Raw genomic sequence first — 19,367 nt, 5'->3', positions numbered from 1 at the left:
TTCTTTCTCTAAGTCTTGCCGGCACTCTTCTTGGCCGGAGCCTTGCTGGCGGCTGCCTTGGTCGGCGACGTCTTTGCCGACGACGACACGGCGGCGCGCGCCTTGCTGGTTGATTCAGTTTTCGATTTGGCCGCGGCTTTCTTCGCGGCCGGTTTCTTCTTGGGCGCGGCGTCCTCGCCGTCCGCGGCCTTCTCCGTAGCCTTCTTGGCCTTGGCTGGCTTGGCCGCCTTCTTCGCCTTGGTCTTTCCGCCGCCCTTGGCCGCGCGCTCGTCGATCAGCGCGATCGCCTGCGGCAGCGTGACGGTGTCCTTTTCGAACTCGGCGGGGATGGTCGCGTTGACGCCGCCTGCGGTGACATAGGCGCCGTAGCGGCCGCTCTTCACGGTGACGGTGCCGAGCGTCGGGTGTTCGCCGATCGCCTTGCCGGGATCGGCGCCGAAGCGGCGGCTTGGACCCTTGGCGACCTTTTCCGCGATCAGCGTCACTGCGCGGTTGAGGCCGATGTCGAACACCTCGTCGCCGGCCTCCAGGCTGGCGTAGGTCTTCTCGTGCTTCACGAACGGCCCGAAGCGGCCGAGACCCGCTGTGATCGGCTGGCCGGTCTCCGGATGCTTTCCAATTTCGCGCGGCAGCGACAACAGCTTCAGCGCAAGCTCGAGCTCGACATCTCCAGGAGATGTGCCCTTCGGAATGCCCGCGCGCTTCGGCTTCTCGCCTTCCTCATAATCCTTCTGCTCGCCGAGCTGGATATAGGGCCCGAACCGGCCCGCCTTGACCCAGACATCGCGCCCCGTATCGGGGTCCTGGCCGAGCGAACGGTCGGCGGTGGTCTCGCTGTCGGCGGCGAGCTGACGGGTGTAACGACACTCCGGATAGTTCGAGCAGCCGACGAAGGCGCCGAACTTGCCGGCCTTGAGATTCAGCCGGCCGTTGCCGCAGCTCGGGCACTGCCTGATATCGCCGCCATCCGCACGGGGCGGGTAGATGTGCTGCCCCAGCATGTCGTCGAGCACGTCGAGCACCTGCGCGACGCGCAGATCCTTGATCTCGTCGACGGCGCCGATGAAGCCGGTCCAGAAATCCTTCAGCACCTGCTGCCAGGAGATCTCGTTGTTCGAGATGCGGTCGAGCTGCTCTTCGAGCCCGGCGGTGAAGTCGTATTCGACGTAGCGGGCAAAGAAGCTTTCGAGGAAGGCGACCACCACGCGGCCCTTGTCCTCGCCGTGCAGGCGCTTCTTCTCCAGCTTGACGTAGCCGCGATCTTTCAGGACCTGGAGGATCGAGGCATAGGTCGAGGGCCGGCCGATGCCGAGCTCTTCCATGCGCTTGACGAGCGATGCCTCCGAGAAGCGCGGCGGCGGCTCGGTGAAGTGCTGGGTGACGGCGAGCGACTGCCGCTTCAGCGCGTCGTTCGGGCTCATCGCGGGCAGGCGGCGGGAGTCCTCGTCCTCCTCGTCGTCGCGGCCTTCCTGGTAGAGCGCGAGGAAGCCGTCGAACTTGACGACCTGGCCCGTCGCGCGCAGCTCCAGCGTGCGGGAGCCTGCCTTCGCGGTGATGTCGACGGTGGTGCGCTCGAGTTCGGCCGATTCCATCTGGCTCGCAATGGTGCGCTTCCAGATCAGCTCATAGAGCCGCGCCTGGTCGGCATCGAGCTTCCGGCTCATGCTGTCGGGGCGGCGCGACATGTCGGTTGGGCGGATCGCTTCGTGCGCTTCCTGGGCGTTCTTAGCCTTGGCCTGGTACTGGCGCGGTGCGTCCGGCACGTAGGCGTTGCCGTAATCCTCGCCGATCACCTTGCGCGCCTGGGTGATCGCCTCGGGGGCGATCTGCACGCCGTCGGTACGCATATAAGTAATGAGTCCGGTGGTCTCGCCGCCGATGTCGATGCCTTCATAAAGGCGCTGGGCGATGCGCATGGTGTGCGCCGGCGCAAAGCCGTATTTGCGGCTGGCTTCCTGCTGCAGCGTCGAGGTGGTGAAGGGCGCCTGCGGATTGCGCCGGGCCGGCTTTGCATCGACCGAGGTCACGGCGTAGGCGGCTGCTTCCAGCGCCTTCTTGAAGTCCTCGGCTTCCGCGCCGCTGCCGACGTCGAGGCGCTGGATCTTCTTGCCGTCGGCACCGACGAGGCGCGCCTCGAAGGCGTCGCCGCGCGGCGTCAGCAGGGTCGCGATCAGCGACCAGTATTCGCGCGGCACGAACTTTTCGATCTCGAGCTCGCGGTCGCAGACGAGGCGCAGCGCCACCGACTGCACGCGGCCGGCCGAGCGGGCGCCCGGCAGCTTGCGCCACAGCACGGGGGAGAGGGTGAAGCCGACGAGGTAATCGAGGGCACGGCGCGCCATATAGGCGTCGACCAGAGCGCCGTCGATCTCGCGCGGATGCTTCATCGCATCCGTGACCGCCTGCTTGGTGATGGCGTTGAACACCACGCGCTCGATCTTCTGGTCCTTCAGCGCGCGCTTCTCTTTCATCACCTCCAGCACGTGCCAGGAGATGGCCTCGCCCTCGCGATCAGGGTCGGTCGCCAGAATCAGTCGGTCGGCGCCCTTCAGGGACTTTGCGATATCGTTGAGCCGGCCGGCCGCCTTGGGGTCGACCTCCCAGATCATCTTGAAATTAGCGTCGGGATCGACGGAACCATTCTTCGCCGGGAGGTCGCGGACATGGCCGAACGAGGCCAGAACCTCGTAGGACGAGCCCAGATACTTGTTGATCGTCTTGGCTTTCGCCGGCGACTCCACAATGACGATATTCATGTAGTTCCAGTAACTTACGGGGAAATCTTGGGCCGAATTCGACAAGATTCGGGTCGGCCGTTTCGACCCGAACATGGGTGGTGAGGCCCTCGCTGTCAAATCGAAGGGTGTTGAAAGCGCCCTGAATGGGAAAAGTTTCATATCGAGAAAGTTGCAAAATACCACCTTGGAGTTGCGATCAATGTCGGCGTAGAGTCGCCCGGGGCAAGGATTCGGGTGGGGTCTGGTGACTAAGCCAGGAAGGAAACGGGCGCGCGCCGCATCAGGCGCGCCGGGAGGCTCGCGCCACGAGGAACCGGGAGAGGGCGGCGTCGATGAGGCGGTCGCCTTCATCGCCGAGCAGGTCGGGGCTTTGCGCAAGCTCGCCGAGCGCCACAAGCTCGACGTGCTGCATTATCTCTTAGGGATGACCAAGCTGGAAGCCGACGAGCATCTGCGGCTGCGGAGCAAGCGCAAGCTGTCGTGAGGCTTGCGCCTCTATCAGCGGCCGTAGCCCGGATGGAGCGAAGCGTAATCCGGGTTACTCGCGCCGCGGAGAGAGAATCCCGGATTGCGCTGCGCTCCATCCGGGCTACGCGACACACGCTGCATCATTTTCGTCATTGCAATGACGACTGTGGTTAGCCGTTTCGCGCTGCCATTTTGGCCAATCGCTGGCCGAGATATTCGGCCGTGCTCAAATCGCTCTGGGGCAAGGCGCCGTCGGCCTGGTGTGACGCCAGTCCAAGCTGGCTGCCCAATCGATTGCGACCGGCCGGATCCTCTCCGCCCGGAATATCCAGTCCGCACCAGAGCATGCCGTGTTGGGCGGCCAGAATAGAAAGGTAGCTCAACGTGTGGAGCTGATCGCCACTCGCGCAGGCGCCTGTCGTGAAGCCGCCCGCGATCTTGTTGGCCCATCGCTGCTGGCTCCATCGGTCACTTGAAGCATCGGCAAAGGCTTTGAATTGCGCCGCGGGTCCGCCCATGTAGGTCGGGCTGCCGAACGCAACGGCGTCGGCGCGGTCGATGGTCTGCAACAAGACCTCATTCTGGAATCGGCCTGCTGCGATGTCGTCGCCGGCGATCCGACAAAGAGCGATTTCCGTCATCCCAGCCGCTCCGCGCGCTACCGCATGCGCCAGCTGCTCGGTGGTGCCCGAGATGGAAAAATAGGCGATGGCGAGCAGGGGCATGGTGGCGCCACTTTGGACTGTCTAACCATCTTTGACGCCGTCTCTATTTTGTACAAGTCCCTCCGCACCGTCATTGCGAGCGCAGCGAAGCAATCCAGAGTGTCTCCGTGGAGGGATTCTGGATTGCTTCGTCGCAAGGGCTCCTCGCAATGACGGTTGTGGGGGCAGTGTGCCTTTATCAAGCCGAGCGTCGGCGCGGCGCTGGCCGCTGCTTCATCATGGTGTCCGCAGGGCTGAGCAAGCGCCCATCCTCGGCGCGCATTTCGAGCTTCTTCACCGGGCGGCCTTTCTCGCGATCGACCAGGATGGTCGCGATCTCCTCGGGGTGATCGTCGAACTCCTCGCTCCATTGCCGCAGCGCCACCAGGATCGGGAAGGTGCCGCGGCCTTTCGGCGTCAGCACATATTCAGAATAGGCGCTGCCGTCGGAGGCGGGGGCTGTCGTCAGGATGCCGTGGTCGACGAGCGATCGCAGCCGCACAGATAAAATGTTCTTGGCCATGCCGAGCTTGCTCTGGAATTCGCCGAAGCGGCGCACGCCGAACAGCGCTTCGCGGATGATCAGCAGCGACCACCAGTCGCCGATCGCTTCCAGAGACCTCGCGACCGGGCAGGCATCGCCCTCAAAGCTTGTTCGTTTCACCATCGTGGTGGTCTCGTCTTGCCGTGCGTTTTGACATCAATCACGCGCTTGTGTGGTTGCATCATAAAACCATCTGGCCTAGATGGCAACTCAGTTTCATTATGAAACCACTGGAGGCGAGCATGAGACTTCAAGGCAAGACGGCACTGATTACGGGCGGCAACAGCGGCATCGGCTTTGCGACGGCAAAGCTGTTCGTGGCCGAAGGCGCGAAGGTGGTGATCACCGGGCGCAACAAGGAGACGCTGGCGGCTGCCGGCAAGGAGCTCGGCCCGAACGCGCTCGCGCTTGCCGCGGATGCGACCGACATCGCCGCGACGGACGCTGCGATCAAGCAGGGCGCCGAAAAATTCGGCAAGTACGACATCGTGTTCGCCAATGCCGGCATTCCCGGCGGCACGCCGCTCGGTTCGGCGACGCTGGAAGTTTTCGAGAAGGTCATCAGCACCAACCTCACCGGCGTGTTTTTCACCGTTCAATCCGCGCTGCCCTATCTCAACGACAATTCCTCGATCATCCTCAACGGCTCGGTGATCTCCGTGCTCGGCATTCCCGGTTACTCCGCCTATGGCGCGGCGAAAGCGGGCGTGCGGGCGATGGCGCGGATCATGGCCTCGGAGCTGTCGCCGCGCGGCATCCGCGTCAACGTCGTTGCGCCCGGTGCGATCCGCACGCCGATCTGGGGCGCGGCGGTCGCAACGCCGGAAGCGGAGAAGGCGTTCGAGAAGCGCATCGGGCTGTCGACGCCGCTTGGACGTATTGGTGAACCGGATCACATCTCGAAGACGGTGCTGTTCCTCGCCTCCGATGATTCCGCACATGTGCAGGGCCAGGAGATCTTCGTCGACGGCGGCGCGGTGGCTTCGCCGGCCGGCGCGCCGATCTATCGCGGCTGATCAACTCTTTCGAAAATTGAATCGGTCGGCGCGATCGCTGCGGTTGCGCCGGCCGGATCCTGCACCTCGCGAGCCTTGTTTCGCTGAACCTTCCGTGAGGTGTTGAACCTTCGCATCTGCTGCGCAGACATTTTTACGGGCAGGGGGTCAAAAGACTCATTTTAAAGGAGCCCGAAATGCCGAAAGCAGTTCGCATTTTTTCGTCGATTTCAGCACCGCGTATTTACACCGAACGTTCCGCCATCCCAGCCAAGCGCTCCGACACGTCTGAGCTGATCGGGGTGGCTCTTTTCTCCGGCATCGGCCTGTTCATTTCACTCGTTGCCGTCATCCTTGGCGTTCAGGGCGCCTGGTTTTAGCTCCGTCGATCTGTCAGCCGCCGCCGGAGTCCGGCAGCGGCTGTTGTCGGCGTAAGCGTTACGCCGCGCGCAGACTGGTGGCGGCCTGAAGCGCGCCGGCCAGCGCCTTCTCGCGATGCTCAGGGCCAACCTGGATGCCATCTGCGACGATGAACTCAGGGCTCGTGACGCCCATGAAGGCGAACACGCCGCGCAAATAGGTTTCGAGATGCTCGAGCGAGGCGGCCGGCGTGCCCGGACCGTAATAGCCGCCGCGCGAGATCGCGATGATCACGCGCTTGTTGCCGGCAAGACCCTGCGGGCCGTTAGCGTCGTATTTGAACGTCTTCCCCGCCACGAGGACGCGGTCGATCCAGGCCTTGAGCTGGCTCGGAATCGTGAAATTGTACATGGGCGCGCCGATCACGACGATGTCGGCATCGAGGAACTCGTTCAGCACCGCCGCGCTCGCGGCAAGGTCGGGTCCGAGTTCCGCCGGTGCAGGCGCGCCTTGCGCGGCCGCGAGATGCGAGCCGGAGAGGTGGGCGAGCGGCGTCTGGGTCAGGTCACGATAGACCAGGTCGAGGGAGGGCGTCGCCTGCCTGAGCCGGTCGACGATGGCGGCAGAAACCTGCCTAGAGACGGAGTGGGGGCCGAGGACGCTGGAGTCGATATGGAGGAGTTTCATTGGGGTCACCCATGGTATAGATTTGTAACCCGCACTACATGAGTGACTGTCAAATTCCCCGCAAGAACGCACTTTTTTGAGCCATGGGCACATCATTGAAACCTGCACACACCGATTTGCCTGCTCCGCGGCTGCCGGATCCGGACCATGCCGACTGCCGCGGCGTGGCCTCGGTCCTGTCGCGCGTCGGCGACAAGTGGAGCGTGTTCGTCATCATGAACCTGAGCGACGGGCCGAAGCGCTTCAATGAGCTGAAGCGCATGATCAGCGGCATCTCGCAGCGGATGCTGACCTTGACGCTGCGCGGACTGGAGCGCGACGGCCTTGTCACGCGCACGATCTTTCCGACCATTCCGCCGCGCGTCGATTACGAGCTGACTGATCTCGGCCGCGGACTGCAACAGCCGGTGAAGGCGCTCGGGCAGTGGGCCATGGACCATCTGATGCAGATTGAGGCCGCGCGTACGCATTTCGATGGGCGCAAAGACACCTAAAGAAGCGACACCAGCCCGCCGCCGTGACGTTCGAGACGGCCGGCAAGCTCGAGCTCCAGCAGCACCGTGCGCACGATCGCAGGCGAGGCGCCGGACATCCGCACGAGATCGTCGATCGTCACAGGGGCGGGGCCGAGCAGGCCGGTGATCTGGTCGCGGTCGTGCCCTTGCGGGTCGCTCTCGAACGGCTCGCTGTCCGGCTCTTCAGCCGGATGCATCAGCGGCCGCTCCATGATCGGCTGAACTGCGTTGACGATGTCGGCGGCTTCGGTGACGAGCGTTGCGCCCTGCTTGATCAGGTCGTTGGTGCCGGCGGCGCGCGGATCGAGCGGCGAGCCGGGCACCGCGAACACCTCGCGGCCCTGTTCGGCCGCCATGCGGGCGGTGATCAGCGAGCCCGAGCGGTGCGCCGCCTCCACCACGACGACGCCGAGCGCGGCGCCCGAGATCAGCCGGTTGCGGCGGGGGAAGTCGCGGGCGCGCGGCTCGTGGCCGAGCGGCATCTCGGAGATCGCCGCGCCCGCGTGATCGAGCAGTGAGGCGAGCAGATCGCCGTGCTCGGGCGGATAGATGCAATCATGTCCGCCGGCGAGCACCGCGATGGTGCCGCTCTCGACGCTCGTACGGTGAGCAGCCTGATCGACGCCGCGCGCGAGCCCCGAGATGACGACAAAACCGGCTTCACCGAGCTCACGGGCGAGCTGGCCGGCGAATTTGAGGCCAGCACCAGAGGCGTTGCGCGAGCCGACGATGGCGATCATCGGCCGCATCAGGGCTGCGCTGTCACCGCGCACCGCGAGCAGGGGCGGCGCATCGTCGATCATCGCCAGCCGTGCCGGGTAGCCGTCCTCGCCGGGAGCAAGCCAGGCGATGCCGAATTTGCGGCTCGCGGCGAGCTCGGCCTTCGCTTCATCCGCGCTGCAGATGCGCCCCGATCGCTGCGCGCCGCCGCGGCGCGCCAGATCGGGCAGGCGCTCCAGCGCCGCGCGCGGGCTGCCGAAATGATCGACCAGCGAACGGAAGGTGCGCGGCCCGACATTGTCGGACCGGATCAGCCGCAGGCGGTCGATCCTGTCAGCCTCGGTCAGCTCCACGCTGGGATTGATGGCGTCCACGGCGTCTCCTTGCAGGCGCAGCATGGAACAACCTGAGGGCGTGGGCAACAGCGGCGTGCGCTTGCGCGGCCTCGCCCCGATGCTAAAAGCGATCCCAATAAGAAGGGTTTTGCCATGATCTCACTCGCCGACCTCCAGCGCCGCATTGAAGCGGGGGAGCTTTCGCCCGATGACGCCATCGCCCAGTCGCACGCGGCGATCGAGGCCAGGGAGAAGGACGTCCACGCCTTCGTCCGCCACGACAAATCCGCGAAGGCGCAGGCCTCCGGCCCGCTGCGCGGCATCGCCGTCGGCATCAAGGACATCATCGACACCGCCAATATGCCGACCGAGATGGGCTCGGAGATCTATCGCGGCTGGCAGCCGCGCAGCGACGCGCCGGTCGTGATGATGCTGAAGCGGGCAGGCGCCACCGTCATCGGCAAGACCACGACCACGGCGTTCGCCTCGCGCGATCCGACCCCGACGCTCAATCCGCACAATCTCGGCCATACGCCGGGCGGCTCGTCCTCCGGTTCGGCGGCGGCCGTCGGCGCCGGCATGATCCCGCTGGCGCTGGGCACCCAGACCGGCGGCTCGGTGATCCGGCCCGCCGCCTATTGCGGTGCCGCCGCGATCAAGCCGTCGTTCCGGATGCTGCCGACGGTCGGCGTGAAGTGCTATTCGTGGGCGCTCGACACGGTCGGCCTGTTCGGGTCGCGTGCGGAAGATCTCGCGCGCGGCCTTTTGGGAATGACCGGCCGCACCGAATTCTCCGGCATCGCCCCGGCGAAGGCGCCGCGCATCGGCGTGGTCCGCCAGGAGTTTGCCGGCGCCGTCGAGCCGGCCGCCGAAGAGGGGCTGCAAGCTGCGATCAAGGCGGCGGAGCGTGCCGGCGCCAGCGTGCAGACGATCGCTGCGCCGGAGTCGGTGGCGGAAGCCTGGCGCATCCACCCGATCATCCAGGACTTCGAGGCGCATCGTGCACTCGCCTGGGAGTTTGACGAGCATCACGACGAGATCGCACCGATGCTGCGTGCCAGCCTCGATGCGACCGTCGGACTGACGCCGAAGGACTATGACGAGGCGCGCCGCATCGCCCGTCGCGGCCGCCGCGAACTCGGTGAAATGTTCGAGAATTTCGACGTGCTGCTGACCTATTCGGCGCCGGGCACGCCGCCGGCCAAGGAACTCGCCTCGACCGGTGACCCTCGCTACAACCGGGTGTGGACGCTGATGGGCAATCCTTGCGTCAACGTGCCGGTGCTGAAGGTCGGCGGCCTGCCGATCGGCGTGCAGGTGATCGCGCGCTTCGGCAATGATCCCGGCGCGCTTGCGGCCGCATGGTTCCTGGAGAACGCGCTGGCGAAATCAGGCTAGCGCGGGCTCGGCCACGGGCGGGGCGCGTTGGGCTTCGGTGCCAACAGCGCCTTGCCCGAGCCAGCGCTCAGCGGCCTCGCGGCCGCTCCGGTGCAGCGTGCGAATGAAGCCGCGGCCGAGATCCGTGGCCGAGCGCTGTGCCAGACCGTCAACTGAGTCTTCGGCCGCGATCCTGGAGAGCCGCAGCGAAGGCGCGGCATGTGATTGTGCCCATTCGATCGCCGCGATCTCGGCGTTGAGGGCGGCGTTGGCTGCGATCTGGTCGAGCCTGCGGTCGATCGCGGCGAGCGTGATCGGCACATAGCTGTCGCGCGTGGGCGTGACCTGGATGAGCAGCAGGTCGGAGGTCGCCGATTCCTGCGCCAGCCGCACCAGTGGCGGATTGCCGCCGAAGCCGCCGTCCCAATAGGCCTCGCCGTCGATCTCGACAGCGCAGTGAACCAGCGGCGGGCAGGTCGAAGCCAGTGCGACGTCGGCGGTGATGGCATCGTTGCGGAAGATCTGCTGTTGGCCGTCGCGAATGCGGGTTGCCGCGACCAGCAGTTTTGGGCAGGCCGCATCGCGCAAGGCGGCGAAATCGATGTCGCGCGACAGCGCCTGGCGCAGCGGATCGAGATCGAACGGATCGAACTGGCCGGAGCGCAGCGTCGGGCCGAATGCGACCGAGCTTCCCGCCGGCGAGAATCCGCCGACCAGCATCAGCGAGCGGAACGAGGCCTCGTGCATCAGGCGGGCCCAGAACCGGTTCAACCGCGAACGCGCGCCTTCGCGTCCGCCTTCGGCGAGGCCGGAGGCGAGCAGCAGCGCATTGATGGCGCCGGCGCTGGCGCCGCTGATGGTGTCGAACTCGATGGTCGGGTGTTCCAGCAGCCGCTCCAGCACGCCCCAGGTGAAGGCCGCGAAAGTGCCGCCGCCCTGAAGGGCCAGCGAGAGTTTTCGCGGCGGCCATTGGTCGGAGCTTGGCTGCGCGACAGGCGTGGGCGTTGGTACGACCTCGACCGCGACAGGAGCGCGAGCGATTGGCTCGGGCTGCGGCGCCGGCGGAGAAACGGGGACAGGCTTGGGCGCCGGAGGCGGCGAGGGCGCATCGGACCAGATATTGGTCATCGACAGCAGCCGGCTCGCCGCGGTGCCGGAAGCACCGTGCGAACCACCCCCGTCATGCGCGCCGACTATCTCTTCGCTCATTCTGAGCAACCGCGTAACGCCATTTCCCCTGTCAGGATGACAGTGATGGAACCTGTTCGCCACTCAAGCCGTGGTTCGGCTGTGAGTTGCGAACAGGATTTGGCATATAATGCGGAGGCCTTGCGGCGGTATCCGTACTTTTTCCGGCTTCAGATTTTGTTTTGACGCGTTTTCTTGACGCGAACCGGTACCCACTTCGCTCGAAAACGCTTCTAAGCCTTTTCGCCGATCCGGCTTTCCTTGCCCGCTTGCAATCGCTTGATGTTCTCGCGATGCGCGTAGAACAGCAGCAGCGTCAGCACGGCCGCTAGCGCGGACAATGCGAGGTGGCCGAACCACCACAGGAACATCGGCGTGATGAACGCCGCCACCAGCGCGGACAGTGAGGAGTAGCGGCTGGTGAAGGCGGTAGCTAACCAGAGCAGGCAGAACACGACGGCGCCGGGCCAGAACAGGCCGAGCAGGATGCCGATATAGACGGCGACGCCCTTGCCGCCCTTGAACTTGAGCCAGACCGGGAAGAGATGGCCGAGGAACGCGCCGAGCCCGGCCACCATGGCGGCATTGGGCCCTGCGATGTAACCGGCGATCACCACCGCGACGGTGCCCTTGAGGGCGTCGAACAGCAGGGTGCCTGCGGCAAGGCTCTTGCGTCCCGTGCGCAGCACATTGGTGGCGCCGATGCTGCCGGAGCCGATCGAGCGGATATCCTGCGTGCCGGCGAGCCTGGTCAGAATCAGCCCGAACGGGATCGAGCCGAGGAGGTAGCCGATGACGAAGGCCACCGGCAGAAAGGCTTCAAGCCCCATGGCTACAGATTCCTTGGCTGAATCTCCATGTCGAACGATCCCGCGCGTCAGACATGCTCGTACACCGTCCGTCCGCCGACAATGGTGCGCACCACGCGGCCTGTAAAGCGGGCCTCGTCGAACGGGGTGTTCTTGCAGGGCGATTTGAGGTCGGCGGGATCGACCACCCAGGGCACGTCAGGGTCGATCACGATGACGTCGGCCGGGCTGCCGGCGCGCAGGGTTCCCCCCGCCAGCCCGAGCAGCTCGGCCGGCCGCGTCGACATCGCCCTGATCAGCGTCTTCAGTTCCATCTCGCCGTTGTGCACGAGCCGCAGGCCCGCCGGCAGCATGGTCTCGAGCCCGACGGCGCCGGGAGCGGCCTCCGCGAACGGCAGACGCTTGACCTCGACGTCCTGCGGATTGTGGTCGGACATGATGACGTCGACGAGCCCGGAGGCCATCGCAGCGACCAGCGCGCGGCGGTTGTCCTCGGTCCGCAGCGGCGGCGACAGTTTCAGGAACGAGCGATAGGGACCGATGTCGTTCTCGTTCAGCGCAAGGTGGTTGATCGAGACCGAGGCGCTGACGGCGAGTCCGGCGTCGCGGGCGCGCTCGAGGATGTCGAGGGAGTCGATGCAGGACAGCGACGCCGCATGATAGCGGCCGCCGGTCAGCGCGACGAGGCGCATGTCGCGTTCGAGCATCACGGCCTCGGCGGCATTCGGGATGCCCATCAGGCCGAGCCGCGAGGCGAACTCGCCTTCGTTCATCACGCCTTCGCCGACCAGGTCCGGGTCCTCGGTGTGGTGCACGATCAGCGCGTCGAAATCGCGGGCGTAGGTCAGCGCGCGGCGCATCACCTGCGCGTTGGTCACGCTTCTGTCGCCGTCGCTGAAGGCAACCGCGCCGGCGGCCTTCAGCAGGCCGAACTCGGTCATCTCCTCGCCGCGCATGCCCTTGGTCAGCGCTGCCATAGGCTGGATGTTGACGATGGCGGTGTCGCGGGCGCGGCGCATCACGAAGTCGACGGTCGCCGAGTTGTCGATCACGGGCGAGGTGTCGGGCTGGCAGATGATGGTGGTGATGCCGCCGGTCGCGGCCGCCTGGCTCGCCGAGGCAAAGGTCTCGCGATGGCTGAAGCCGGGCTCGCCGACAAAGGCGCGCATGTCGACGAGGCCAGGCGCCACGATCTTGCCGGAGCAGTTGACGATATCGGTGCCCTCGGGGACCCCGGCCGCACCGATGCCGCGGCGGGTCTCGCGGATGGTGCCGTCGGCGATGAGGACGTCGCCGACACCGTCGAAATCCCTGGAGGGATCGACGACGCGGGCGTTGGCGAGCAGGATCGGGCGGCGGTCGGTCAGCATCGGCATCACGCGTTCGGAAGGTTACGGGCGAGCGCTTCCAGCACGGCCATACGCACGGCCACGCCCATCTCCACCTGTTCGCGGATCAGGGACTGCGCGCCGTCGGCGACTGCGGTGTCGATCTCGACGCCGCGGTTCATGGGGCCGGGATGCATCACGAGTGCGTCCGGCTTGGCGTAACCGAGCTTCTTCTGGTCGAGCCCGAAATAGTGGAAATATTCGGAGGACGACGGCACGAACGAGCCGTTCATGCGCTCGCGCTGGAGCCGCAGCATCATCACGATATCGGCACCTTCGAGGCCCGCGCGCATGTCGCGCGCGACCTCGACGCCCATCCGCTCGATGCCGGGCGGCAGCAGCGTGGAGGGGGCGACGACGCGGACGCGGGCGCCCATGGTGTTGAGCAGGATGATGTTGGAGCGGGCGACGCGCGAATGCAGCACGTCGCCGCAGATCGCGATGACGAGCCCCTCGATCCGGCCCTTGTTGCGGCGGATGGTCAGCGCGTCGAGCAGCGCCTGCGTCGGATGCTCGTGCGCGCCGTCGCCGGCATTGATCACGGAACCGTCGACCTTGCGCGCCAGCAGTTCCACCGCGCCGGAGGCATGATGGCGCACCACCAGGATGTCCGGGTGCATGGCGTTCAGCGTCATCGCGGTGTCGACCAGCGTCTCGCCCTTCTTGATGGACGAGGAGGACACCGACATGTTCATGACGTCCGCGCCCAGCCGTTTGCCGGCGAGCTCGAACGAGGACTGGGTCCGGGTCGAGGCCTCGAAGAACAGGTTCACCTGCGTCCGTCCACGCAGGACGGTGCGCTTCTTGTCAACCTGGCGGTTGAGCTCGACATATTCTTCGGACAGGTCGAGGAGGCCGGTGATGTCGGCCGCGGAAAGGCCCTCGATGCCCAGCAAATGCCGGTGGCCGAGGACGAAGGTCGATTTCGATGTCATTAAAGCGAGAGCTATAGGCGCGGATGGCGGAGGGGGCAAGGGCCAATGCCGGGGCGGGGAGTTATCCCCTGATCTGTCTTGCTGTCATTCCGGGGCGATGCGAAGCATCGAGCTGGGGGGCGCCCTCGCGCCCCCGAGAATCTCGAGATTTTGGGTTCGCGCTCGGCGCGCCCCGGAATGACAGGGAAGTTTGGATGCGCTCAGCCAAATCAATTTTGATCGCACTTTTAGCGATCGCCTCAATCTCGTCCGCCCACGCCCAATCGCTCCCCGGCGACTTCGTCCATCTGCGCGATATCGACCCGACCATCATCCAGGACATCCGCTACGCCACCTCGAACAATTTCGTCGGCCGCCCGCTCGCCGGCTATGGTGCCGGCGAATGCGTGGTGAAGCGCGAGGTCGGGCTGCGGCTGAAGGCGGTTCAGCAGGAGCTGGCGGCGCAAAATCTCTCGCTGAAAATGTTCGATTGCTACCGTCCGGCGCGGGCCTCGCTCGACATGGTGAAGTGGTCGCAGAACGGCCGCGAGACGGCCGCGGAGCGGCGCTACAATCCGAAGATCCCGAAGACCGAGCTGTTCCGCCTCGGCTACATCGCGAGCCGCTCGCAGCATTCCACGGGCGCGGCGCTCGATCTCACCTTGGTCGATCTCAAAGCCGACAATTCGGGCAGGTACGAGCCGTCGAAAGCCTATGCCGATTGCACGGCGCCGGTCGAGGCGAGGGCGCCGGAGGGCAGCGTCGACATGGGCACGGGCTACGACTGCACGGACGCGAAGGGGCACACCGCGGCAGCGTCGATCAATCCGGAGCAGCGCGCCTGGCGCAGGCGGCTGGTGGCTGCGATGGCGAAGCAAGGCTTTGTGAACTATGCGAAGGAGTGGTGGCATTTTTCCCTGCCGGGGGCGGGCGGGGCGGCCTATGATTTCCCGATTCCGCCACGGACGAAGTAGATCGTCGTGCGACCGGCCCCGGAATGAGGGTGCCGTCCCAACGAAAGCGCTTGAATGGATTCCCTCAATCCCGAGCTCCCGCCGCTCACCGTGACGCCCGCGGTCGATGCGCGCGTCTGGAAATTCTGGGGCACGTCGCTCTGGGGCATCGTCATCTTCGCTGCAATGTTCGTCGGGCAGGTCGGTGCCATCGTCTATCTGGCCTGGGTCCGTGGCGATCCCATCGACCTTGCATCGATGCAGCGCGTCGGTAGCGACCCGGCGGCGCTCGCGCTCTCGGTGACGATGGGCCTGCCGGCGACGCTGGCCGCCGTGTGGCTGGCCGTTCGCATCAAGAAGGCCGCCTTCGTCGACTATCTCGCGCTCTATTGGCCGTCCTGGAAGCAACTGCTGTTCGGCGCTGTCGGCCTCATCCTGATCGTCGTCGCCTGGGAGACGATGTCACGCGCGCTCGGCCGCGAGGCGACGCCGGGCTTCATGACCGAGCTGTTGAAATCCGGCCGCGACAAGGGCGCGGCGTTGTTCCTGCTGTTCGCTTTCAGCGTGGCCGCGCCGATGTCGGAAGAGGTTTTGGCGCGCGGCTTCCTCTATCGTGGCTGGTCGGCGAGCTTCCTGCGCGTGCCCGGCGCGATCCTCCTGTCGTCGCTGGTGTGGACGGTCGTGCATCTGCAATACGACATGTACTTCCTCGCCGAGGTCTTCACCATCGGCCTGTGGTTCGGCTACATGCGCTATCGCGCCAATTCGCTCTGGCTCACCATCGTGCTGCACGCGCTGAACAACCTGACCGCGGTGGTGCTGACGATGTGGCTGGGGAGCTAGGCCACCAGCGCGATCGCGACCGGCATCGTGATCGCCGCCAAAATCGTCTGCAGCGTGATGATCTGCGCCAGCAGCGGCGCATCGCCGCCCATCTGGCGGGCCAGCACATAGGCGCTGGGCGAGGTCGGCACCGCCGCGCAGATCGCGACGATCGCGAGGCTGTCGCCCGAGAGTCCGAACCAGGCGGCGAGCGCCAGCGCGAGCACGGGCATCAGCACCAGCTTGAACGCGACGCCGACCGTCGCGCTCACGCTCGGGCGGAGCAAACCCTCGAGCTGCAGGCCGGCGCCGGTGACGAGCAGGCCGATGGCGAGCGAGGACCGGCTCAGCGCGTCCGCCACGTCATGCCAGATCTTCGGCAACGGCAGGTGCAGCAGGTTGATGGCGAGCCCGATCACGCAGGCCCAGATCAGCGGATTGCGGACCACCGTCATGACGATGGCGCGCGCGGACTGCTTCTCGGGCGATGCATAGTGCGCGAGCACGGCGACGCTGAACACGTTGACCAGCGGAATGATCGCGACCATCGCCACCGAGGCCAGCGCCAACCCGACATCGCCGAACATGTTGGCGGAGACGGAGAGCGCGACATAGGTCTGCCAGCGCGTCGCGCCCTGGAAGATCGAGGTGAAGGCGGGACCGTCGATGTCGAGCCGCGCCAGCGCCGGGCGGAGCGCGAGGCAGAGCAGCGACATCGCGAGCACCGACAACAGCAGTGCGCCGCCGACGCCGGCGACCGGCACCCTTGAGAGGTCGGCCTTCACCAGCGTCTGGATCAGCAACATCGGGAACAGCACGAAATAGGTCAGCCGCTCCAGCCCGTGCCATTGCGTGTCGAGCCGCATCAGGGTGCGCCTGAGCACCACGCCGAGCACGATGAGGATGAAGACCGGCAGCAGCGCCGCGATCACGACCGCCATGGATCAGCCGGTCCCCGGGCTGGCGCGAAGATTGGCGAGGCGGTCGAGCGCGCCTTGCAGGATGAAAATCGCGGCATGCTCGTCGATCACCTCGGCGCGCTTGGCGCGGCTGACATCCATGCCGATCAGCTCGCGTTCGACCGCCGCGGTCGACAGGCGCTCGTCCCAGAGGCCGATGGGAAGCGTGGTCAGCCCGGCGAGGTTTCGAGCAAACGCCCGGGTGGATTGCGCCCGCGGGCCCTCGCTGCCGTCCATGTTGATGGGAAGGCCGAGCACGAAGCCGACCGCCTTGCGCTCCGCCGCGATCGCCAGCAACCGCGCCGCGTCCTGCTTGAACGCCTTGCGCTGGATGGTCTCGACGCCGGTGGCGAGGCGCCGGTCCGGATTGGACACCGCAACACCGATGGTCTTGGTGCCGAGATCAAGCCCGACCAACCCGCCGCGTTCGGGCCAATGGGTTGCAGCATCGATCAGGGGCAGGATAAGAGCGGGCATGGTCTAGCGCATATCATGCGTCGCGCTGCGGAGTGAACCCGGAACAATGGATGCGCTGACATTATTCGGCTTGTTCGCCGTCACGGCGATGCTGGTCACTTACGCCCTGGAAGACCGCAGCCACTGGTTCGTGCTGCTGTTCGCAATGTCCTGCGCGCTCGGCTCGGCCTATGGCTTCCTGCAAGGCGCCTGGCCGTTCGGCCTCGTCGAGGCGATCTGGGCCGTCGTGGCGCTGCGGCGGTGGCACGTGAAACCACAGGCATAGTTCGGGCGAGGGGCCTGCCGGATGGCAGGTGGATCCTCGCCCGCAGGTGGATCAGATCAGCGGATCGCGATCGGGTTGATCATTGCCTGCACGCCGCCGGTCCAGCGCGGCTGGCCCAGCACGAACAGGAATTCATAACCCTTGTCCCGCGCGAGCGCGGCCGTGTCCATGTTCTCGAGTATGTAGGTCCCGTTCATCGCGAGCAGGATCTGGTGCACCTCGAACACGTTCTTGGACTCGAACGGCAGCACCTCGAGCGCCCAGGTGTCGGCGCCGATCGCGACGACGCCCTTGCCGGTCAGGTACTTTGCGCCTTCGACGCCGAGCCCGGGCTCGCCCGCCGAGTACCGCTTGTCGTCCTTGCCGATCAGGCTGAGCCAGCCGGTATGGAAGATGACGACGTCGCCCTGGCGGATCTCGACGTTCTGTTGCTTGGCAGCTTCCTCGATCTCCTTGACGTTGAAGGCGGTGCCTTCCTTCACCACGTCGGTTTTGAAGTAAGCGGCCATGTCGAGCAGCACGCCGCGGGTGACCATCGGCGGCACCTTCTCGATGCCGAGCTTCTTCAGCCCGTTCGGATCGGCGAAGTCGGCGAGCTTGTTGCCGTTGTAATAGACGTGCTCGACGCCGAGATGGCCGAGACCGTCGAGCTGGCTGCCGATGCCGACCCAGGTGTCCAGGATGTCGTCATTGTAGGTGGCCTTGTTGGGTCCGAGGCCCGGGCTGCCGGCCTGTCCGGGCTGCACGATGGTGATCTTGAACGTGCGCGGCGGATAGGCGGGCGTCTGCGGCGTGACGGGGATGCCGAGTGCGTAGGTCTTTCCGGTCTTCACCAGAGAGGCGGCCTTCACCACGAGCTCGGGCGTCATGTAGTTGGCGGCGCCGATCTCGTCGTTCGGCCCCCATTTCGATTTGGTCCAGTCCTGAGCGCTTGCAGTTCCTGATATCGCCGAAAACGCGGCGACGCAGCACAACACGAGCGTATTGCGCATCGATAGTCCTCCCGATGTTTTTGCCGATGTTTGGGTTGCGTTATGGTTTCGCGCTGGCCAGTCGCTCATCCTAACGTAGAAGGGGCGCGCGCTTCAAAGTTTTTCGCGCGTATACTGCGTCGCGTCGACTGAACGCAGCGCAGTTTGAACGCGATGGATTTGTGACGAATTTCGTCGCGCGGAACACTGCGTCGCCTCAGGCCGCGATGACGTCGTCGTCTTTCTTCAGGCAGGAGATGAATCCGCCGAGTGCGCTGGTTTGGTGCCCGGCGCGGCGCTGGATGAAGAGCGTCTCGACGCGCGCGTGCGAGGCGCTCAGCGTGTGGATGGTCACGCTGCCGCTCATCGCGCTGCGTTCGACGACCGTGCGCGGCAACAGCGTCACGCCCATGCCGGCGGCGACGCAGCCGATCATGCCGTCGAGTGTGCCGAGCTCGAAGCGCGCCGCCGACGGCCAGCCGAACTCGACGAAGATCTGTTCGAGACGCTGGCGGTAGGTGCAGCCGGTGCGGAACGCCAGCGCCGTCGGGCCCGACTCCGGTGTGCCGGCGCGCAGCTCGGCGAGCGAACTCTAGCGCCGCGCGCTGACCAGCACCAGCTCTTCGCGGAAGGCGCTCGTCGCGGTGAGCTCGGCATGTGCGATGGGACCCGCGACGAAGGCGCCGTCGAGCGCGCCTTCGAGCACGCCGGCGACGAGGTCGGCGGTGGGCGCGGTGCGCAGGCTCAACCGGACGGCGGGGAAGTTGCGGTGGAAATCGGCGAGGAGGGGCGGCAACCGCACGGCGGCCGTCGTCTCCATCGAGCCGATCGCGAGCGGTCCCTTCGGCTCGCCATCGTCACGCGCAGCGAGCACGGCTTCGCGCGATAATGCGGCCATCCGCTGCGCGTAAGGCAAAAGACGTTTGCCGGCGCCGGTCAGAGTCATGCCGCGGCTGTGGCGTTCGAACAGCGGCGTGCCGATCTCTGCCTCCAGCGCCTTCACGCGCTGGGTGACGTTGGATTGCACCGTGTTGAGCTCTTCGGCGGCGCGGGTGATGCCGCCGGTGCGGGCGACCGCGGCAAAGGTCTGGATATCGCTGAGTTCCATGGCGTCGTTTCGCTTTTGAGATGGCAGCGTTCTCTAGAATTCAATTTTGAAGAATGCTATTCGCGCCTAA

General features: G+C 65.8%; 20 protein-coding genes and 1 pseudogene. 8 read left to right on the top strand and 13 right to left on the bottom strand.

The window, feature by feature from the left end:
- Positions 1 to 8 precede the first annotated feature (8 nt).
- On the bottom strand, positions 9 to 2,756 hold the full coding sequence (topA, locus tag NLM25_RS26365; RefSeq protein ID WP_254138926.1) for a type I DNA topoisomerase: 2,748 nt from the start codon (positions 2,754 to 2,756) through the stop codon (positions 9 to 11).
- Between the two features lie 226 nt (positions 2,757 to 2,982).
- Here topA and NLM25_RS26360 point away from each other — a divergent pair, with 226 nt between their 5' ends.
- The gene (locus NLM25_RS26360; protein ID WP_254120273.1) at positions 2,983 to 3,222 is read left to right on the top strand and encodes a hypothetical protein; all 240 of its coding nucleotides are present in this window, start codon (positions 2,983 to 2,985) and stop codon (positions 3,220 to 3,222) included.
- 154 nt (positions 3,223 to 3,376) lie between these two features.
- Here NLM25_RS26360 and NLM25_RS26355 read toward each other — a convergent pair whose 3' ends face one another.
- Together NLM25_RS26355 and NLM25_RS26350 are read right to left on the bottom strand one after the other, a co-directional pair.
- Entirely contained in the window at positions 3,377 to 3,931 is a 555-nt protein-coding gene (locus NLM25_RS26355; RefSeq protein ID WP_254138925.1) for a flavodoxin family protein, read from the bottom strand.
- Between the two features lie 178 nt (positions 3,932 to 4,109).
- Positions 4,110 to 4,577 (bottom strand): helix-turn-helix domain-containing protein, encoded by a 468-nt coding sequence (locus NLM25_RS26350; RefSeq protein ID WP_254138924.1) that lies wholly within the window; start codon positions 4,575 to 4,577, stop codon positions 4,110 to 4,112.
- Between the two features lie 119 nt (positions 4,578 to 4,696).
- On the opposite strand from NLM25_RS26350, the gene NLM25_RS26345 reads away from it, so the two are divergent.
- Complete coding sequence (locus NLM25_RS26345) at positions 4,697 to 5,470, top strand: SDR family oxidoreductase (protein WP_254120270.1); 774 nt, start codon at positions 4,697 to 4,699, stop codon at positions 5,468 to 5,470.
- A gap of 176 nt (positions 5,471 to 5,646) precedes the next feature.
- Positions 5,647 to 5,829 carry a hypothetical protein gene (locus tag NLM25_RS26340; protein ID WP_254120269.1) on the top strand — a complete coding sequence of 61 codons (183 nt, stop codon included), beginning with the start codon at positions 5,647 to 5,649 and terminating at the stop codon, positions 5,827 to 5,829.
- Positions 5,830 to 5,887: 58 nt separating this feature from the next.
- Here NLM25_RS26340 and NLM25_RS26335 read toward each other — a convergent pair whose 3' ends face one another.
- Positions 5,888 to 6,496: an FMN-dependent NADH-azoreductase gene (locus tag NLM25_RS26335; RefSeq protein WP_254138923.1), complete on the bottom strand. Its 609-nt coding sequence runs from the start codon at positions 6,494 to 6,496 to the stop codon at positions 5,888 to 5,890.
- A gap of 83 nt (positions 6,497 to 6,579) precedes the next feature.
- On the opposite strand from NLM25_RS26335, the gene NLM25_RS26330 reads away from it, so the two are divergent.
- Positions 6,580 to 6,990, top strand: coding sequence for a helix-turn-helix domain-containing protein (locus NLM25_RS26330; protein ID WP_254138922.1), 411 nt, complete (start codon positions 6,580 to 6,582; stop codon positions 6,988 to 6,990).
- Here the strand turns inward: NLM25_RS26330 and dprA are convergent.
- Positions 6,987 to 8,129 carry a DNA-processing protein DprA gene (gene dprA / locus NLM25_RS26325; RefSeq protein ID WP_254138921.1) on the bottom strand — a complete coding sequence of 381 codons (1,143 nt, stop codon included), beginning with the start codon at positions 8,127 to 8,129 and terminating at the stop codon, positions 6,987 to 6,989. The genes NLM25_RS26330 and dprA overlap by 4 nt on opposite strands.
- Before the next feature lie 90 nt (positions 8,130 to 8,219).
- Here dprA and NLM25_RS26320 point away from each other — a divergent pair, with 90 nt between their 5' ends.
- Complete coding sequence (locus NLM25_RS26320; RefSeq protein WP_254138920.1) at positions 8,220 to 9,464, top strand: amidase; 1,245 nt, start codon at positions 8,220 to 8,222, stop codon at positions 9,462 to 9,464.
- On the opposite strand, the gene NLM25_RS26315 is transcribed toward NLM25_RS26320, so the two are convergent.
- The 4 genes from NLM25_RS26315 to NLM25_RS26300 form a co-directional block, all read right to left on the bottom strand.
- Positions 9,456 to 10,652, bottom strand: a complete 1,197-nt coding sequence (locus NLM25_RS26315) for a patatin-like phospholipase family protein (protein ID WP_254138919.1) — start codon at positions 10,650 to 10,652, stop codon at positions 9,456 to 9,458. The two genes, NLM25_RS26320 and NLM25_RS26315, sit on opposite strands and share 9 nt — an antisense overlap.
- A 212-nt stretch (positions 10,653 to 10,864) precedes the next feature.
- Positions 10,865 to 11,461 carry a glycerol-3-phosphate 1-O-acyltransferase PlsY gene (gene plsY, locus NLM25_RS26310; protein ID WP_254120263.1) on the bottom strand — a complete coding sequence of 199 codons (597 nt, stop codon included), beginning with the start codon at positions 11,459 to 11,461 and terminating at the stop codon, positions 10,865 to 10,867.
- Positions 11,462 to 11,508: 47 nt separating this feature from the next.
- On the bottom strand, positions 11,509 to 12,810 hold the full coding sequence (locus NLM25_RS26305) for a dihydroorotase (protein ID WP_254124416.1): 1,302 nt from the start codon (positions 12,808 to 12,810) through the stop codon (positions 11,509 to 11,511).
- Positions 12,811 to 12,815: 5 nt separating this feature from the next.
- A complete protein-coding gene (locus NLM25_RS26300; RefSeq protein ID WP_254120262.1) occupies positions 12,816 to 13,763 on the bottom strand; it encodes an aspartate carbamoyltransferase catalytic subunit in 948 nt (315 codons plus the stop codon).
- A gap of 194 nt (positions 13,764 to 13,957) precedes the next feature.
- On the opposite strand from NLM25_RS26300, the gene NLM25_RS26295 reads away from it, so the two are divergent.
- Positions 13,958 to 14,716 (top strand): M15 family metallopeptidase, encoded by a 759-nt coding sequence (locus NLM25_RS26295; RefSeq protein WP_254138918.1) that lies wholly within the window; start codon positions 13,958 to 13,960, stop codon positions 14,714 to 14,716.
- A 54-nt stretch (positions 14,717 to 14,770) separates the two neighbouring features.
- Positions 14,771 to 15,538, top strand: coding sequence for a CPBP family intramembrane glutamic endopeptidase (locus NLM25_RS26290; RefSeq protein ID WP_254138917.1), 768 nt, complete (start codon positions 14,771 to 14,773; stop codon positions 15,536 to 15,538).
- On the opposite strand, the gene NLM25_RS26285 is transcribed toward NLM25_RS26290, so the two are convergent.
- Complete coding sequence (locus NLM25_RS26285) at positions 15,535 to 16,458, bottom strand: AEC family transporter (protein WP_254138916.1); 924 nt, start codon at positions 16,456 to 16,458, stop codon at positions 15,535 to 15,537. The two genes, NLM25_RS26290 and NLM25_RS26285, sit on opposite strands and share 4 nt — an antisense overlap.
- 3 nt (positions 16,459 to 16,461) lie before the next feature.
- Positions 16,462 to 16,953, bottom strand: a complete 492-nt coding sequence (gene ruvX / locus NLM25_RS26280; protein ID WP_254120257.1) for a Holliday junction resolvase RuvX — start codon at positions 16,951 to 16,953, stop codon at positions 16,462 to 16,464.
- Positions 16,954 to 16,999: 46 nt separating this feature from the next.
- Here ruvX and NLM25_RS26275 point away from each other — a divergent pair, with 46 nt between their 5' ends.
- Positions 17,000 to 17,218, top strand: coding sequence for a hypothetical protein (locus tag NLM25_RS26275; RefSeq protein WP_254138915.1), 219 nt, complete (start codon positions 17,000 to 17,002; stop codon positions 17,216 to 17,218).
- A gap of 56 nt (positions 17,219 to 17,274) precedes the next feature.
- On the opposite strand, the gene NLM25_RS26270 is transcribed toward NLM25_RS26275, so the two are convergent.
- Both NLM25_RS26270 and NLM25_RS26265 read right to left on the bottom strand, forming a co-directional pair.
- The gene (locus tag NLM25_RS26270; RefSeq protein ID WP_254120255.1) at positions 17,275 to 18,210 is read right to left on the bottom strand and encodes a cyclase family protein; all 936 of its coding nucleotides are present in this window, start codon (positions 18,208 to 18,210) and stop codon (positions 17,275 to 17,277) included.
- Positions 18,211 to 18,406: 196 nt separating this feature from the next.
- Positions 18,407 to 19,297 (bottom strand): annotated as a pseudogene (locus NLM25_RS26265) (LysR substrate-binding domain-containing protein).
- Between the last annotated feature and the right edge of the window lie 70 nt (positions 19,298 to 19,367).

The sequence above is a fragment of the Bradyrhizobium sp. CCGB01 genome, assembly GCF_024199795.1.
Classification (GTDB): Bacteria; Pseudomonadota; Alphaproteobacteria; order Rhizobiales; family Xanthobacteraceae; genus Bradyrhizobium.
This window is presented reverse-complemented; position numbering and strand designations above follow the sequence as displayed.